The 16,854-nt window shown below is 73.6% G+C and carries 13 protein-coding genes; 6 read left to right on the top strand and 7 right to left on the bottom strand.

Features of this window, described 5'->3' with window-relative positions; genetic code table 11:
• Positions 1 to 59: 59 nt before the first annotated feature.
• A complete protein-coding gene (locus IT780_RS16380) occupies positions 60 to 1,208 on the bottom strand; it encodes a PucR family transcriptional regulator (RefSeq protein WP_307831218.1) in 1,149 nt (382 codons plus the stop codon).
• Between the two features lie 144 nt (positions 1,209 to 1,352).
• Between IT780_RS16380 and IT780_RS16375 the strand changes: the two genes are divergently transcribed.
• The gene (locus IT780_RS16375) at positions 1,353 to 2,603 is read left to right on the top strand and encodes a YncE family protein (protein ID WP_307831217.1); all 1,251 of its coding nucleotides are present in this window, start codon (positions 1,353 to 1,355) and stop codon (positions 2,601 to 2,603) included.
• Positions 2,604 to 2,662: 59 nt separating this feature from the next.
• Complete coding sequence (locus IT780_RS16370; protein ID WP_199512422.1) at positions 2,663 to 3,913, top strand: FAD-binding protein; 1,251 nt, start codon at positions 2,663 to 2,665, stop codon at positions 3,911 to 3,913.
• Positions 3,914 to 4,073: 160 nt separating this feature from the next.
• On the opposite strand, the gene IT780_RS16365 is transcribed toward IT780_RS16370, so the two are convergent.
• The 3 genes from IT780_RS16365 to IT780_RS16355 are packed head-to-tail and all read right to left on the bottom strand — an operon-like array spanning position 4,074 to position 7,889.
• A complete protein-coding gene (locus IT780_RS16365; RefSeq protein ID WP_199512421.1) occupies positions 4,074 to 5,618 on the bottom strand; it encodes a glycoside hydrolase family 13 protein in 1,545 nt (514 codons plus the stop codon).
• A gap of 1 nt (position 5,619) precedes the next feature.
• On the bottom strand, positions 5,620 to 6,804 hold the full coding sequence (locus tag IT780_RS16360; RefSeq protein ID WP_199512420.1) for a fatty acid desaturase family protein: 1,185 nt from the start codon (positions 6,802 to 6,804) through the stop codon (positions 5,620 to 5,622).
• A gap of 14 nt (positions 6,805 to 6,818) precedes the next feature.
• Positions 6,819 to 7,889 carry a ferredoxin reductase gene (locus IT780_RS16355; RefSeq protein ID WP_199512419.1) on the bottom strand — a complete coding sequence of 357 codons (1,071 nt, stop codon included), beginning with the start codon at positions 7,887 to 7,889 and terminating at the stop codon, positions 6,819 to 6,821.
• A 111-nt stretch (positions 7,890 to 8,000) separates the two neighbouring features.
• Between IT780_RS16355 and IT780_RS16350 the strand changes: the two genes are divergently transcribed.
• On the top strand, positions 8,001 to 9,194 hold the full coding sequence (locus tag IT780_RS16350; protein WP_199512418.1) for a PucR family transcriptional regulator: 1,194 nt from the start codon (positions 8,001 to 8,003) through the stop codon (positions 9,192 to 9,194).
• Here the strand turns inward: IT780_RS16350 and IT780_RS16345 are convergent.
• Entirely contained in the window at positions 9,163 to 11,622 is a 2,460-nt protein-coding gene (locus tag IT780_RS16345) for an ABC transporter permease (RefSeq protein ID WP_199512417.1), read from the bottom strand. The two genes, IT780_RS16350 and IT780_RS16345, sit on opposite strands and share 32 nt — an antisense overlap.
• Before the next feature lie 115 nt (positions 11,623 to 11,737).
• Here IT780_RS16345 and IT780_RS16340 point away from each other — a divergent pair, with 115 nt between their 5' ends.
• Together IT780_RS16340 and IT780_RS16335 are read left to right on the top strand one after the other, a co-directional pair.
• Positions 11,738 to 13,063 carry a sensor histidine kinase gene (locus tag IT780_RS16340; protein WP_307831216.1) on the top strand — a complete coding sequence of 442 codons (1,326 nt, stop codon included), beginning with the start codon at positions 11,738 to 11,740 and terminating at the stop codon, positions 13,061 to 13,063.
• Positions 13,036 to 13,695 carry a response regulator gene (locus IT780_RS16335; protein WP_199512416.1) on the top strand — a complete coding sequence of 220 codons (660 nt, stop codon included), beginning with the start codon at positions 13,036 to 13,038 and terminating at the stop codon, positions 13,693 to 13,695. The genes IT780_RS16340 and IT780_RS16335 overlap by 28 nt, the downstream gene beginning before the upstream one ends.
• A 19-nt stretch (positions 13,696 to 13,714) precedes the next feature.
• On the opposite strand, the gene IT780_RS16330 is transcribed toward IT780_RS16335, so the two are convergent.
• A complete protein-coding gene (locus IT780_RS16330; RefSeq protein WP_199512415.1) occupies positions 13,715 to 14,479 on the bottom strand; it encodes a class I SAM-dependent methyltransferase in 765 nt (254 codons plus the stop codon).
• A gap of 23 nt (positions 14,480 to 14,502) precedes the next feature.
• On the opposite strand from IT780_RS16330, the gene IT780_RS16325 reads away from it, so the two are divergent.
• Positions 14,503 to 15,330, top strand: a complete 828-nt coding sequence (locus tag IT780_RS16325) for a siderophore-interacting protein (RefSeq protein ID WP_199512414.1) — start codon at positions 14,503 to 14,505, stop codon at positions 15,328 to 15,330.
• Between the two features lie 6 nt (positions 15,331 to 15,336).
• Here IT780_RS16325 and IT780_RS16320 read toward each other — a convergent pair whose 3' ends face one another.
• Positions 15,337 to 16,746 carry a dihydrolipoyl dehydrogenase family protein gene (locus IT780_RS16320; protein ID WP_199512413.1) on the bottom strand — a complete coding sequence of 470 codons (1,410 nt, stop codon included), beginning with the start codon at positions 16,744 to 16,746 and terminating at the stop codon, positions 15,337 to 15,339.
• Positions 16,747 to 16,854 lie beyond the last annotated feature (108 nt).

Below are 16,854 nucleotides of genomic sequence, written 5' to 3'. Positions count from 1 at the left end.
GATCCAGAAAAGCTGGTTTTTCTGAATGGACGGACGTTAACCCCGGCCCGGAAGCACCGTCAAGACATGAATCTCTGTCGATGTTCCGGAGTCTCGGCGGGCCACGAGCGCAGCGCCCACCACCACCGGACGGTCTCCGGCACGGTCGGGTGGTCCGGCAGCCCGGTGAGTTCCTGCAGGCGGCGCAGCCGGTAGCGGACCGTGTTCGGGTGCAGGTGGAGGGCGTCCGCGGTGCGGTCCAGCCGCTGGCCGTGGTCCAGATAGGCCAGTGCCGTCGCCACGAGGTCGCGGTGGAAGTCGTCGCGCGGACTGAGGGCGCCGAGCAGCGCCTCGCCGAGGAACGTGGCCAGCAGCGGCTGCGCCGCGAGCGCCGTCTCGGTGGCCAGGTCGACCACGCTGTGCAGCCCGGTGAGGCCGCGGTCGCGTACCGAGCGCAGCGTGGTGAGGCAGAGGGCGTACGCGGCGGGCGCCTGGTCGACGGGCACCGCCGGGGTGCACACGGTCAGCGCCGGCGAGTCCGCGGGCAGCCGGGGGGTCAGCCCGCTCAGTCGCCCGGCGACGGGGGCGAGGACCCCGCCGCACCGGGCGAAAGCCTGCTCCAGCCGCCGGGCCGCCGCAGGGTCGGCCACGTCGGACACCACGCAGTGGTACCGCTCGCCGGGGCGCAGCCCGAACCGCGCCGGATCGGCCACCGTGTCCTCGCGCCCCTCGCCCAGCAGCAGCGAGCGCAGCACGGCGATCCGGGCCTCGCGGTGGTCGCGGCCCAGGTCCCGCTCGGCCGCCCGGTACGCGTCCACCACCCGCCGTTCGAGCAGGATGCCGTACCGGTCGAGCCGCAGCAGCGCGTGCAGCATGACGTCGTACGGGATCCCCGCCGCCCGCCCCCGGCTCACCGCGACCTCCAGCACCCGGCTGCGCCCGGCGTGCACCCCGGTGAGCAGCGCGGCCACCGGCACGCCCAGCGCGGCCCGCTCGGCGCCGAAGCGGTCCGCCTCGGCGAAGTCCGGCTCGCCGTCGCGGGTGAACGCGGCGAAACCGGCCCGCAGCAGCGCGTCCACGTGCCGCCGGCTCTCCTCCCACGGCAGCCGGGCGATCTCCGGATCGCCGACGCGGGCGGCGCGGGTCACGTCGTCGGCGAGCCGCTCGTCGCGTGCGAGGTCCACGAGCAGGCCCGCGAGGGCATCCTCGTGCGTTTGTGGGTGGTGCACAACGGGACGCTGCGGCATTGGTCCCCGTCCTCTACCGGCGCGAGGCGATTCATTGTTCCCTATGCGTTACCGCAAAGTAACATCGCGGGACGCCGGGCGGAACATCGGTGCGGCGCGCCCGCCCGTCGCGCCCCGGGAGGCGTCGTGAGCGCTGCGTCCGTACCGAAGAAGAAGCGTGCCCTGGCCACGCTGCTCGCCGCCGCCCTGGGTCTCGTGCCGGCCGCGGCCGGCACCCCGGCGGCCGCGGCGGCGCCGGCCCTGCGCGAAGTGATGTTCGTCGGCAACAACTGGGACGGCACAGTCGACGTCATCACCTCCCGCGGCGACCTCGCGAAGCTCGGCCGGCTCAACGTCGTGCCCGACAAGAGCGAGCGGCTGTGGGAGATCTACCTCAACCCGATCAAGCTCGCCTACTACCTCGGCGTGCAGCTCGGGCCCGGCGAGGGGCACGACCAGCTCGTCGACGACATGTACACCACGCCCGACGGCAGCGCGCTGGTGGTGTCGCGGCCCAGCTTCGCCGACGTCGTCTCCATCGACCTCGCCACCGGCGCGGTCCGCTGGCGCTTCCCGGTCTCCGGCTACCGCTCCGACCACATGGCCGTCTCGCCCGACGGCAGGCAGGTCGCGGTCTCCGCCTCCACCTCCAACACCGTGCACGTGCTCGACATCGTCACCGGCCGCCAGATCGGGTCGTTCACCGCGGGCGACAAGCCGCACGAGAACATCTACACCGACGGCGGCCGTACCCTGTGGAACATGTCGATCGGCGAGGTCAACACCTCCCTCGACGACCCCGCCTCGGACTGGACCAAGGGCGACCGGCACATCACGGTGGTCGACACCTCCACCTTCCGGACCGTACGCACGATCGACATGCGCCCGCGCCTCGACGCCTTCGGCCGCAAGGACCTGTCCGACGCGGTCCGCCCCGCGGTGTTCACCCCCGACGAGTCGAAGCTGTACTTCCAGGTCTCCTTCTTCGCCGGGCTCGTCGAGTACGACGTGGCGAGCGACCGGGTCACCCGGGTCAGGGAGCTGCCGAAGAACCCGCTCACCAACGCCGACCCCACCACCTGGGTCAACGACTCGCGTCACCACGGCCTGTCGATCAGCCCGGACGGTGCCAAGCTGTGCGTCGCCGGCACGATGGACGACTACGTCACGGTCGTCGACCGGGCCACGCTCGCGCCGGGTGAGCTCGTCACGGCGAGCAAGCCGTACTGGGCGACCGTGAACGGCGACGGCCGCAGCTGCGTGATCTCCGAGTCGGGCGCCGACCGGGTCACCGCGATCGACTTCGCCACCGGCCGCAAGGTCGGCTCGGTGGCCGTCGGCGACCACCCGCAGCGGGTCCGGATCGGGCACGTCCCGACCGGCTGGGCCGCCCCCTGAACCGACGCGATCGTCACACTCGGTGGGCGGTCCGGCCACCGGCGTGATGTGCTGGGGGCATGAGCGACGAACGGGTCACCAACTGGGCCGGCAACATCGTCTTCGGGGCGCGGCGGCTGCACCGGCCCGCCTCCGTCGAGCAGGTGCAGGAGATCGTCGCCGCCGGGGACCCGGTCAAGGTCCTCGGCAGCGGCCACTCCTTCAACGACATGGCCGACACGGGCGGTGACCTGATCTCCCTGGCGGGCCTGCCGCGGGTGGCCGAGATCAGCGCCGACCGCACGTCGGTCCGCGTCGACGGCGGCACCCGCTACGGCGACCTCGTGGACCGGCTGCAGGCGGAAGACCTGGCCCTGCACAACACCGCGTCGCTGCCGCACATCTCCGTGGCCGGCGCGGTCGCGACGGCCACCCACGGCTCGGGCGTCGGCAACCCCAACCTGGCCGCCGCGGTGTCCGCCCTCGAGTTCGTCGCCGGCGACGGCAAGCTGGTCACCCTGCGCCGCGACACGGACGGCGACACGTTCAACGGCGCGGTCGTGCACCTCGGCGCCCTCGGCGTCATCACCGCGCTCACCCTCGACGTGCAGCCGGCCTTCGACATCCGCCAGTACGTCTACGACAACCTCCCACGCGCCGCCGTCGAGACGCACCTGGACGAGATCCTCGCCGACGGCTACAGCGTCAGCCTCTTCACCGATTGGACCAGCCCGGACATCACCATGGCGTGGCTCAAGCGCCGCGAGCCCATGCCGGCCGGTGACTTCCACGGCGCCACCCGAGCGGACGAACCCCGCCACCCGGTGCCCGGCATGCCCGCGCGCAACGCCACCGACCAGACCGGCGAGCCCGGGCCCTGGTACACCCGGCTGCCGCACTTCCGCATGGAGTTCACCCCCAGCAGCGGCGAGGAACTGCAGTCGGAGTACCACGTGCCCCGCGAACGGGCGACGGAGGCGATCGACGCGGTGGCGGCCATCGGCGCGGACGTGTCGTCGGTGCTGCAGATCAGCGAGCTCCGCACCATCGCGGCGGACGAGTTGTGGCTCAGCCCCAACTACCGCCGCGACACGTTCGCCCTGCACTTCACCTGGATCGCCGACACGAAGGCCGTCGTGCCGGTGGTGGCGAAGCTGGAGGAGGCCCTCGCGCCGCTCGACGCCCGCGTGCACTGGGGCAAGGTCTTCACCGCCGCCCCGGAGAGGATCCGCGCGCAGTACGAGCGCTTCGGCGACTTCGTCGCGCTGACCCGCGAGTACGACCCGCAGCGCGTCTTCCGCAACGCCTGGCTCGACTCCCTGCTCGGCTGAGGCGGCGCGATCCGGACGGATCGCGCACCGGCGGCCGCGCGGGACGGCTAGCGTCGCGTCGTGACCATCCCGCTGAAGTTCCTGGTGGCGGCGCTGACCGCGTTCACCGCCGGGCTCTGCTGCCGGCGACCCGGCGGGACCTGCGCCGGCGGCGGGCGGGTCAGGCCGGGGGGCGTAGCCAGGCCGCCGTGTCCGGTGGCAGGAGGCCGTCGTCCGTGAGCGGGTCGCTGGTCAGCAGGACCTCGCCGGGCGGCAGCGGCACGGGCCGGTCACCCATGGCGACGGCCAGGGTCAGAGCATTTTCCCGTACGGCGACCAGCAGGCCACCGTCGTGCACGGCCCACCGCACGGTGTCGGCGGTTCGCAGCACCCCTTCTTCGTGCAGGCGGTGGCGCAGGGCGACCGCCGCGCGGCACAGCACGAGGGCCGGCGGGGTGGCCTCCACCGAGAAGTCGCCCCAGCCCGGAGGCACCGGCAGCCAGGGCGGCGCCGAGCCGGTGGGGGAGAAGCCGTACGCACCGGCCGGGTCGCGCCGCCACGGCAGGGGGACGCGGCAGCCGTCGCGGCTCATGCCGGAGCGGGTCCAGGCCGGGTCCTGACGCTCGGCCGGTGGCACGTCGGCCTCGGGCAGCCCGAGTTCCTGCCCCTGGTAGAGGTACGCGGCCCCGGGCAGCGCCAGAATCGTCAGCACAGCGGCCCGGGCGCGGGCCGGGTTGCCGTAGCGGGTGGGCGTGCGGGCGACGTCGTGGTTCTCCACGACCCACGTGACCGGCGGCCGGGCGAGCAGCCGGGTGCCCGCCTCCCGCCACCGCGCCGCGTTCCAGGGCGCGGTGACCAGGGCGAACGCGAACGCCTGGTGCAGTTCGCCCGGGCGTACGTATCGCGCGGCCCGCTCGGGGTCGAGGTTGACCTCGCCGATCAGCGCCCGCGGCGGGTCGTACGAGTCGGCGATGCGCCGCCACCGCCGGTACACGTCGTGCACCTCCTCCTGGTCGCACGCCAGGGGGTTGCCGCGCAGGCGCATCGGCGGGACCGCCGCCGGGTCCGCGAGGTCGGGCAGGCCCTCGGCCTTGAACAGCCCGTGCGCGACGTCGATGCGCAACCCGTCGACGCCCCGGTCGAACCAGAACCGCAGCACGTCGTCGAAGAACGGGGCGGTACGCGGGTCCCGCCAGTTCCAGTCGGGCTGCTGCGGGGCGTACAGGTGCAGGTACCACTGGCCGGGGCGGCCGTCCGGCTCGGTGACCCGCGTCCAGGCCGGGCCACCGAAGACGCTGGGCCAGTTGTTCGGCGGCTCGGCGCCGTCCGGGCCGCGGCCGTCGGCGAAGTGGAAGCGGGCCCGTTCGGTGCTGCCGGCGCCGGCCGCGAGCGCGGCACGGAACAGCGGATGCCGGTCCGAGCAGTGGTTGGGGACGAGGTCGGCGATGACACGCAGGCCACGGGCGTGCGCCTCGGCGACGAGCGTGTCGAACGCCGCGAGGTCGCCGAAGAGCGGGTCGACGTCGCAGTAGTCGCTGACGTCGTACCCGTGGTCGGCCTGGGGTGAGGCCTGGAACGGGGTCAGCCAGATCGCGTCCGCGCCCAGGCCCGCGACGTGCCCGAGCCGCGCGGTGATCCCGGCGAGGTCACCGACGCCGTCGCCGTCCGAGTCCGCGAACGAGCGCGGGTAGACCTGGTAGACGACGGCGTCGCGCCACCACGACACGTCAGGAGTTCGCCGGCTTGGCCTCCGCGCGCTGCCAGCGGGCCACCTTGGGCAGGCTCGGGTCGAGCTGCTTGCGCGGCGGGCGTACGGACGCCGGACCGCGGTTGGGCAGCGCCAGCCGGAACACCTTCGCCCACGCCGAGGCGACCTGCTTCGGCAGCGGGCCGGTGACGTAGTTGAGCTGGTACTTCTCGAACAGCGCCCGCACCTTCGGGGCGATCTCGGCGTACCGGTTGCTGGGCAGGTCGGGGAAGAGGTGGTGCTCGATCTGGTGCGACAGGTTGCCGGTCATGATGTGCATCAACTTGCTGCCGCTGATGTTCGCCGAGCCGAGCATCTGGCGCACGTACCACTCGCCGCGGGTCTCGCCCTCGATCGAGGTGCGCTCGAAGGTCTCCACCCCGTTGGGGAAGTGGCCGCACATGATCACCGAGTGCGTCCAGAGGTTGCGGACCAGGTTGGCCACAGCGTTCGCGGCGATGGTGTGCAGGAACGACGGGCCGGACAGCGCCGGGTGGATCACGTAGTCCTTGAGGACCTGCCGGCCGATCTTGTTACGGGTCTTCTTGAGCGCGGCGCGGAACTCCGGCGCGCGGCGGCGCTTCTTCGTCTTCAGGTTGCGGCCCAGCTCGAGGTCGTACGCGGCGATGCCGTACTCGAAGAAGCACGCGTTGATGAAGTTGTAGAGCGGCTGGCCCAGGTACGCCGGGGTCCACGGCTGGTCCTCGTCGACGCGCATGATGCCGTACCCGAGGTCGTTGTCGCGCCCGACGACGTTCGTGTACGTGTGGTGCAGCTCGTTGTGGGAGTGCTTCCACTGCTCGGACGGGGAGGCGTTGTCCCACTCCCACTTCGTCGAGTGGATCTTGGGGTCGCGCATCCAGTCCCACTGGCCGTGCATGATGTTGTGGCCGATCTCCATGTTCTCGAGGATCTTGGCGATCGACAGCCCGGCGGTGCCGACCAGCCAGGCCGGCGGGAACAGCGAGAACAGCAGCACCGCGCGGCTGCCCAGCTCCAGGCGCCGCTGCACGGAGATGACCCGGCGGATGTAGCGCGCGTCGTTCTCGCCACGGCTCTCGATGATCTCGTCGCGGATGGCGTCGAGCTCGATGCCGATCTGCTCGATGTCCTCGGGGGTGAGGTGGGCGATCGGGTTGACGTCCTTGCGCTGCAGTGTGGTCACGGGCGGTCCTCTTCTTACAGATCGATACGGCAGTCGCCGGCGGCGGCGTTGATGCAGGTCTGGATGGGGATGTTGTCGCCGGGCTCGGCGACGGTGAGCTGGCCGTCGCGCAGGTCGCGCACGGCGCCCTCGCGCAGCGGCAGCACGCACTTGAAGCAGATGCCCATGCGGCATCCGGAGGGCATGAGCACCCCGGCGGCCTCCCCGGCCTCGAGCAGCGGCTCGCCGCCCCCGGCCGGGACGGTCCGGCCGGCCCGGGTGAAGGTCACGTTCCCGCCGGCGGCGTCGGCGGCGACCACGGTCGGCCGGAAGCGCTCGGTGTGCAGCAGGCCCCCGCCGGTCTGCGCCCAGTGCGCCTCGATGTCGTCGAGCAGCTCGTTGGGGCCGCACGCCCACGTCGCCCGCTCGGCGCGGTCCGGCACCAGCTCGTCCAGGTCGGCTGCTTTGATCCGGCCCTGAGTGGCGGTGTGCCGCTCGACGAGGCGGATCCGGCCGGCGCCGACCAGGGCCCGCAGCTCCGGGCCGAAGACGGCAGCCTCGGGCGTGCGCGCGGAGTGCACGACCACCACGTCGGCCAGCTCGTCCAGGTGGCTGCGCAGCATGCCCATCACGGGGGTGATGCCGCTGCCCGCCGTCACGAACAGCACTTTCCCGGGGCGGGTCGCGGGCAACGTGAACTCGCCCGCCGGCACGTCGAGGTGCACGATCATCCCGGCCCGGGCGTGCCGGACCAGGTGCGTGCTCACCTTGCCGCCGGGCACCGCGTTGACGGTGACGGTGAACCGGTCGCCGCGGCCGCCGGGGGCGCTGGTCACCGAGTACGAGCGCCACAGCCGCACCCCGTCCACGTCGACGCCGAGGCGGACGTACTGGCCGGGGACGTGCTCTCGCCAGCCGCGCCCCGGGCGCAGGGTGAGCGTGACGCTGTCGGCGGTCTCGGGGCGCACCGCCTCGACCTTCGCGCGCAGCACCGACGGGTTGCGCAACGGGGCGACGGCGTCGAGGTAGTCGGCGGGGACGAGCGGGGTCGTGATCAGCTCCACGACGCGCCAGGCCCCGGACCTCAGGGTCTTCGTGACAGCCATGTTTTAAGGATGCTGTGATGAGGGAGTGAAGACCTGACCTGTCGAAGTGAATCCCCCAGGGGTTATTGTTCGGTCGGTACAAGATGCGGTGGCTAAACGGCGAGGCAGCTCATGGAACCGACGCTCCCCGACGTGCGCGCTTTCCGGCTGTCCGGGGAGATCGTCGCACCCCTGCGCGAGGGCCTGCCCGAGGTCGCCGTGCAGACCATCGCCGCGATCACCGCCGAGGTCCCGGCGTACGCGCAGGCCTTCACCGGTGAGCTCGGCGCGAAGATCGAAAAGGCGGTCCGGGCGGCCCTCGGCGCGTTCCTCGAGCTGGTCTCCCGGGCGGCCGGCCCCGACCCCGGCGCGCCGCTGACCCCGGCCCTCGAGGCCGCGTACGCCCTGGGCCGCGGTGAGGCCCGCTCGGGGCGCAGCCTGGACGCGCTGCTCGCGGCGTACCGGGTGGGGGCGCGCGTCTCGTGGCGCGAGCTCGCGGCGATCAGCGTCGCGAACGGCCATCCCGCGTCCACCATCGCCCACTTCGCCGAGCTGGTGTTCGCGTACATCGACGAGCTGTCGGCGGCCAGCGTGGCCGGTCACGCCGACGAGCTGGCCTCCTCGGGCCGCGCCCGCCGCCGCCACCTCGAGCTGCTCGCGCAGGCCCTGATCGCCGGCGAGCCGGTGCACGCCGTGATCGCCGCGGCGGAACGGGCCGACTGGGCACCGCCGCAGACCCTCACCGCGGTGCTGGCGCCCGAGCGCGCGGCCCGCACGCTGGCCGACCTGCTCGACCCGCGCACCCTGCAGGTCGCCGAGGCCGGCCCGGAGATGGCGGACACCTCGGTGCTGCTGGTCCCGGACGCGCAGGGCCCGGGCCGCGCCCACGTGATGCGCCTGCTGGGCGGCAGCGGCGCGGTGATCGGCCCGCCCCGGCCGTGGCTGCGGGCCCGGGAGTCGTTCCTGCGGGCCGTACGCGTCACCGGCCTGGTCCGCCGCCCCCGCCGCGGCGCGGTGACCGACACCGAGGACCACCTGCTGGCGCTGGTCGTGACGGCGGACCCGCAGGCGCTCGCGGACCTGCGCACCCGGGCGCTGGCCCCGCTCGACGGCGAGCGCGAGGCGACCGCGGAGAAGCTCGTCGAGACCCTGCGCAGCTGGCTGCTGCACCAGGGCCGGCGCGAGGACGTGGCGGCGGAGCTGTTCGTCCACCCCCAGACGGTCCGCTACCGGATGTCCCGCCTGCGCGAGCTGTACGGCGACCGCCTCCGGGATCCGAAGTGGCTGCAGATGCTCACCGTCGCACTCGCCATGCCGCCGGTGTGACGCCCGGGGTCCCGCGCACGAGACCGGCGGCGGGCAGCACGGCCCCGACCACGGCGATCAGCGCACATGTTCCCGCGGTGGCCGCCAGCACGCCCCACGGCAGAACGACGGGTGACCACACCGACAGCGCGATCAGGGCACCCTGGATGCCGAGCATGACGACCGCCGTCACCAGCAGGCCCAGCGCGGTCCCGACGACGACCACGGCCGTTGCTTCGGCGGCGACGAGCAGCAGGACCTGCCGCTTGGTGGCACCGCTGAGCCGCAGCGTGGCGAGCTCGCGGGCCCGGCCGGTGGTGGCCATGACCATCGTGCCGGCCAGCGCGATACCGGTGTAGACGAGCGCGATGCCGAGGACGAGGAGGTAGCCGATGCGGGTCTGCCGGCTGGTGCCGGGCTGCTCCGAACGGATCCACCGCTCCCTGCTCTGCACGAGCGCGCCCGCGGGTTCCACGGCGGTCCGCACCGCTGCCTCGGCGGCCCCCGGATCGGTGCCCGCCGCCCACGCCACGTCCAGGCGGTCGGGTACGGTCCCGGGCGCGTTGTGCCGGGTGACGTAGACGCCGGTGCCACCCGTACCGGCGGCGACGACCGCCACGATCCGCAGCGACGCGGGTGTGCCGTCACCGAGCCAGACGCCGACCCGTTCGCCCACGGTGTGCCGCCGCCACTCGTCGGTCACGATGATGCCGGTGTCGTCGAGGTCGGCGACGTTGCCGGCTCGCACGGGGAGCCGGCGAACGGCGGTCAGCTCCCGCGGGTCGACGGCGTACGCGGCCGAGCGGACCAGGGCCGTGCCGTCCTCCAGGGTGTAGACGGCGGTGGTGGCGCTCGCCATCACGGTCGCGCCGGGCACCTGGCGTACGCGGGCCACCGTACGGTCGTCGATGCCACCCGCGGCCCGCACGATCAGGTGGGCGCGGGTCTGCTGGCGCAGCTCGGTCGTCTTCGCCCGGGCGATCGTCGCGGTCGTCCCCAGCAGCGAGCCGGCCAGGGCCACGGTGACGAGGACGGGCGCAGCGACCGCCGCCGTACGCCGGACTCCCGCGGCAGCGTTCTCCCGCACGAGCATCCCGGTGGCGCCCGGCAGCTGCGCGGGCAGCCAGGTGAGCAGCCGGGTCACGGGCCGTACGACGACCGGTGCGAGCAGGGCCGCCGCCGTGATCAGCAGCATCGGCTGAGTCGTGTAGGTCTTGCGGTGCAACGCGTCGCCGGGATCGGCGATCACCCGCCAGCAGAGCAGGCCGAGCCCGGTGACGAGCAGTCCGGCGCCGGCAGCCCAGCGTCCGGCGGTCATCGCCCGGGCATCCACGGAGGCCTCGCGCAGCGCCTCGACGGGGCGTACGCGCCCGGCCCGCACCATCGCCACCGTGACGCCCGTGAGCGCCACCGCCAGCCCGGTCCAGAACGCCACGTGGTACGGCCACCGGTATGCCCCGATCGCGAACCAGGCGGGCGCCAGCTTCTCCCGCACCAGCAGAGCCGCCAGCCACGGGGCGCCGTACGACCCGGCCACGCAGCCGGCGGCGGAAGCGAGGACGCCGACCACCGCCGCCTCGACGACGATCATCAGGCGGACCTGGCCGGGAGTGGCGCCCGCGGTGCGGAGCAGGCCGATCTCGCGACGCCGCTGGGCGACGGCGAAGGCGAACGTCGACGCCACCACGAAGACGGAGACGAACATGGTGACGCCGCCCGCGGTGCCGAGCAGCGCGTTCATCGCGATCAGCGCCTCACGGTCGCGGTGCGGCGCCGGGTCCGCCAGGTGCCGGTCGGCGCCGGTGAGCACCTGAACGTCCGGGCCGGCGGTCCGGCGTACCACCTCGGGGGACGCCAGCACGACGAGGTTGTCCAGGCGTGGTGAGAGCTTCTCGGCCTCGGCGCCGGTGAAGAACACCGCCTGTTCGAAGGGCACGGGTGCCACCACGCCGGTGACCGTACGCATGCTCGGCCCGGCCGGGGTGCGCACCGGCACGGCGGTCCCGATCTGGGACGCGTCCCCGGCCACCACCACCTCCGCGGGCCGGCGGGGTTCACGACCGGCGACGAGCCGGTACCCGCCGAAAGCGGCGATCGGCCACGGATGCCCGACCAGGTCACGGCCGGCCACGCGGACCGGAAACGACCGGTCGGCGACCGTCGGCGCACTCGCGGCGAGCGTCGCGGCCAGCGCGGGCTCGAGGCCGCGCGGCCGGGCCAAGGGCTGGGTGCGGACGCCGATCGGTGAAGGCACCCGCAACTCGTCCGAATCCCGCACCACGACGGGAGCGCCGGCGAACCGCTCGGGGCGCTGCGCGGGGGCGTCCAGCGTCGACGCGAGACCGAGCCCCATGGTGGCGATCAGGGCCACGCCGAGCGCCAGCGCGACGAACGTGCCGATGAGCGTCACCCAGCGGGTCCGCAACGTGTGAAGGGCCACGGTCAGCATGGGACAACCGTGGCGGACGGCCCGGCCGGGCACAGCCTCCCGGGTGTGAGTCTTCGAGGTAGCACTGGCGCTACCGCGAAGAGTCGCCTTCGCAGGGTGGGACCACGGTCCGCCGGTGTCTACGGTGGTGCGGGTGGTCGACGCGCAATACCTTCGGCAGGCTCTCGCCCAGCCCCGCTATCTCCTCTCCAGCTGGCCGCTGCGCGCGGTGGCGTACCTGCTGGGAACGGGCCTGGCCGGGCTGCTGACGCTCGTCGTCGCGCTCCTGCTGCTCACGCTCGGCGGAGTGCTGGCCGTCGTGGTCGTCGGCATCCCGATGCTGGCCGCCCTGGCGCTGATCGGCCTGCCGGTGGGCGCCGTCGAGCGCCGGTTGCTCCGGATCGTCGACCGGTGGCCGGTGCCGCACGCCCACCGCACGCCGCACGACCCGGGCTTCACACCGTGGCTGCGGACCCGGTTCGCGGAGACGGACACCTGGCGCGAGCTGGGCCACGCCGCCCTGCTCATGCTGGTGCTCTGGCCGATCGACCTGCTGGCGGTGACCCTCGGCGTGACGGTGCCGCTCGCGCTGCTGGCCACGCCGGTGCTGTTCGCCACGGTCGGTGACGGGGAACAGGTCAACGTGCTGAAGGCGTACGCGGTGACGTCGTGGCCCGTCGCCTTCGCCGTCGGTGTCGCGGGGCTGGTGGCCGTGGCGGCGTCCGCGTACGGCCTCGGCCTGGTCGCTGCCGCCCGGTGTTCGCTGGCCCGGGTGCTGCTCACCCGGGCCGGCAGCCCGCTGGGGGCCCGCATCACCGAGCTGACCGACTCCCGGGTACGGCTGGTCGACGCGTTCGAGGCGGAACGGGGCCGGATCGAGCGGGACCTGCACGACGGCGCGCAGCAACGGCTCGTCGCCCTGACGATGATGCTCGGGGTGGCCCGGCTCGACGCACCACCCGGGCCGGTGGCGGAGCAGTTGGCGCGGGCCCACGACGAGGCGGGCCGGGTGCTGGTGGAGCTGCGGGAGCTGATCCGGGGCATCCATCCGCCGCTGCTCGTGGACTTCGGGCTGGAGGCGGCGGTGACCGACCTGGCCGACCGCTCCGTCATCCCGGTCGACGTGGCGCTCACGCTGCCGCACCGGTTCGCCCCGTCGATCGAGTCGACCGTCTACTTCGTGGTGTCCGAGGCGCTGTCCAACATGGCCAAGCACTCGGCGGCGGATCACGGCGAGATATCCGGCGACTACTCGGACGGATGGCTGGTCGTCACCGTCACGGACAACGGCCGGGGCGGCGCCGGCGGATCGAGCGCGGACCCGGACGCCGGAACGGGTCTGGTCGGCCTCGCCGACCGCGTGTCCGTGGTGGATGGCACGCTGTCGGTGTCCAGCCCGCCGGGTGGCCCCACCCGACTGACCGTGGAGATCCCTTGTCAGCCGCTTCCGGCCTCCGCGTAGTCCTCGCCGAGGACAGCGTCCTGCTCCGGGAGGGGCTCATCGGCCTGCTGGCCCGGTTCGGGCACCGGGTCGTCGCCGCGGTGCCCGACGCCGAGGGGCTGCGGGAGGCGGTCGAGGCGCACGGGCCCGACGTGGTGGTGACCGATGTCCGCATGCCGCCGGGGTTCAAGGACGAGGGCCTCCGCGCCGCCGTGGAGCTGCGCCGGCGCCACCCCGGGCTCCCGATCCTCGTGCTCAGCCAGTACGTCGAGACCAGGTATGCGACCGACCTGATCGACGCGGGCGACGGTACGAGCCTGGGCTATCTGCTCAAGGACCGCATCGGGCAGGTGGAGGAGTTCGTCGACGCGATGAACCGGGTCGTGGCGGGCGGCACGGTCGTCGATCCGGAGGTCGTCCGGCAGATGCTGCGCCGGCGCCGCAGCCCCCTGGAGGCGCTGACGGCCCGGGAACGCGAGGTGCTGGCGCTGGTGGCGGAGGGCCGCTCCAACGCCGCGATCGCCGCGCGGCTGGTGGTCACCGACGCGTCCGTCGCCAAGCACATCCGGAACATCCTGTACAAGCTGGACCTGCCGCAGAGCGATGACGACCACCGGCGGGTGCTGGCGGTCCTGACGTTCCTGCGCGTCTGACCCACCCGGTTCCGGATCGTCAGGGCCGGACGCCGCGGACCGCCCACGCCCGGGCGGTGAGCCGGATACTGCCGTCCTCCTCCACGGGCACCCGCCGCCGCAGGGCCTCCCGCACGGCCATCTGCTTCTCCTCGTCCAGCCCCGCCAGATAGGCGGGGGCCGCGCCCTGGCCGCCGAGGAACGGCTGCCAATAATCCTCCCAGTCGCTGAAGACAGTCGGGATCTCGACGGCCCGGACCGCGACCTCGCCCAGCCCCGCGTCCCGCCACAGGGCGGCGAGCGGGTCCGGCCGGCACAGCGGGAACCGGGCGCCCTCGTCCATACCGCCGCCCGGGTCGGCCTCGGCCGCGGCGTCCCAGAAGAGGCGCATCATCGTCATGCCCTCCGCGTAGTCCCAGACGTACGCCGCGACCGTGCCGCCCGGTGCCGCGACCCGCGCGAACTCGGCCGCCGCGCGGGCCGGGCCGGGGACGAAGTTGAGCGCCAGGCCGCTGACCACGGCGTCGAAGCGAGCGCCACGCAGCGGCAGGGCGCGGGCGTCGCCGGCCGTCCGGTCGCCGCTGTTCTGCCGCAGGAAGCCGAGCGACGGGTCGACCCCCAGCACCCGCGCCGCCCCTGCCTCGCGGGCGGCGGCGGACAGGGCCCCGGTGCCGCAGCCGGCGTCGAGCCACAGCCCGCCCGGCGGCACGGCCAGCCACGCCACGAACTCGCGGGCGACCCGGCGGCTCCAGCGGCCCACGTACGCCTCATAGGCGTCTCCCACGTCCCACACATCGCGCACCATGGTGCCCACGATAGGTTGGGACCATGCCGAACAGGCCCGTACGCCCTGCCAGGACCGGCGCTGTCACGCGCGTCGAGCAGCTCACCCCGCACATGGTCCGGATCGTCGTCGGTGGACCCGGCCTGGCGGACCTGCAGGCCGGCGAGTTCACCGACCATTACGTCAAGGTGCTGTTCCCGCAGCCCGGCGTCGACTATCCCGAGCCGTTCGACCTGGGCGCGATCCGCGAGACCATGCCGCGCGAGACCTGGCCGCTGGTCCGGACGTACACGGTGCGGCGGTGGCGGCCGGAGGTTCCCGAGCTGTGGCTGGACTTCGTCGTGCACGGTGACGAGGGCGTCGCCGGGCCGTGGGCGAGCCGGGCGCGGGTCGGCGACCCGGTGCGGTTCACGGGCCCGGGCGGCGGGTACGCCCCGGACCCCGCCGCCGGCTGGCACCTGTTCGCCGGCGACGAGAGCGCCGTGCCGGCGATCGCCGCGGCGCTGGAGGCCCTGCCGGCCGGCGCCCGGGCGTACGCGTTCCTCGAGGTCGCCGACGCGGGCGAGGAGCAGAAGCTGGAGACCGCCGCCGACGCGGAGATCACCTGGCTGCACCGGCGTGACCGCCCGGTCGGCGAGGCCCTGGTCGCCGCCGTCCACGCCCTGAACTGGCCGTCCGGTGACGTGCACGCGTTCGTCCACGGCGAGGCCACGTTCGTCAAGGAGCTGCGCCGGCTGCTGCGGGTGGAGAAGCAGATCCCCCCGGCCCGGCTCTCGATCTCCGGCTACTGGCGCCGCGGTCTCAACGAGGACGGCTGGCAGTCGACCAAGCGCGAGTGGAACCAGCAGATCGAGGCCGAGCAGGGCCGATGAAGGGGGTCAGCGGCCGTACGTCTCGAGCAGCCGCAGCCAGATCTCGCTGATCGTCGGGTACGCCGGCACGGCGTGCCACAGCCGCTCGAGGGGCACCTCGCCCACCACCGCGATCGTCGCCGACTGCAGCAGCTCGCTGACATCCGGGCCGACGAACGTGACGCCGAGCAGGATCTTGCGCTGCTCGTCGACGACCATCCGGGCCGTGCCGGCGTACCCGTCGGCGTGCACACTGGCGCCCGCTACGTTGCCGATCTCGTAGTCGATGACGCGGATGTCGTATTCCGCGGCGCGGGCGGCGTGCTCGGTGAGCCCGACAGCGGCGACCTCCGGGTCGGTGAAGACGACCTGCGGCACGGCCCGGTGGTCGGCGGTGGCGACGTGCCGGCCCCACGGCTGGTCGGCGACCGGGGCGCCGGCCGCACGGGCGGCGATGACGTCGCCGGCCGCCCGGGCCTGGTACTTGCCCTGGTGGGTGAGCAGCGCGCGGTGGTTGACGTCGCCGGTGGCGTACAACCAGTCGTAGCCGGTGACCAGCATGGTGTCGTCGGTGTGCAGCCAGTCACCCGGGGTGAGGCCGACCGTGTCGAGGCCGAGGTCGCCGGTGCGGGGCGTGCGCCCGGTCGCCACGAGCACCTCGGCCGCGGTGACGGGCTCGCCGTCGCTCGTCTCCACGGTGACGCCGCTGTCCGATCGGGACACCCGGGTGATGCCGGTGTTGAGCCGTACCGTCGCACCCAGGTCGCGCAGTCCCTTGGCGACGGCCTCGCCGGCGAAGGGTTCCATCCCGCCGAGGAGCCCGCTGCGCGCGATGAGGGTGACCGCGCACCCGAAGGACGCGTACGCGGTGGCCATCTCGGTGGCGACGACCCCGCCGCCGATGATCGCGAGGCTCTCCGGGACGTGCTGGGCCTCGGTGGCCTCCCGGCTGGTCCAGGGGCGGGCGGCGCGCAGCCCCTCGACGTCGGGCACCAGCGCGTCGGAGCCGGTGGACAGCACGACGGCGTGCCGGGCGGTGAGCACGGTCTCGGTGCCGTCGGCGGCCGTCACGGTGACCTGCTTGACGCCGCTGAGCCGGCCGTGGCCGCGGACCAGCTCGATGCCGGCGCTCGCCACCCAGTCGGCCTGGCTGCTGTCGTTCCAGTCGTGGGTGAAGGAGTTGCGGCGCTTGAGCACCGCCGCCACGTCGAGGTCGCCCGTGACGGCCTCCGCGGAGCCGGCCACGGCCCGCGCGGCCCGCAGCGCCTGCCCGGGCCGCAGCAGCGCCTTGGACGGCATGCACGCCCAGTACGAGCACTCGCCCCCGACGAGCTCCCGTTCGACGAGGGCCGCGGTCAGGCCGCCGCGGACGGCCCGGTCGGCCACGTTCTCGCCGACGGGGCCGGCTCCCACCACGATGACGTCGTATTCGCTCATGCCACCCATGATCCCTCCCCGGCAAGAAGCGGCGGAAGACAAGACGGCCCAATGCGCTGGAAACGCACAGCAGATCTTGCAAGGTCTTGCAACGATGTTGCGAGCGGG

Origin of the sequence: Nucisporomicrobium flavum, from assembly GCF_016464385.1 — a bacterium.
Classification (GTDB): domain Bacteria; phylum Actinomycetota; class Actinomycetes; order Mycobacteriales; family Micromonosporaceae; genus Actinoplanes; species Actinoplanes flavus_A.
The sequence above is the reverse complement of the archived record's forward strand: the minus strand, read 5'-3'. Positions and strand labels throughout refer to the sequence as shown.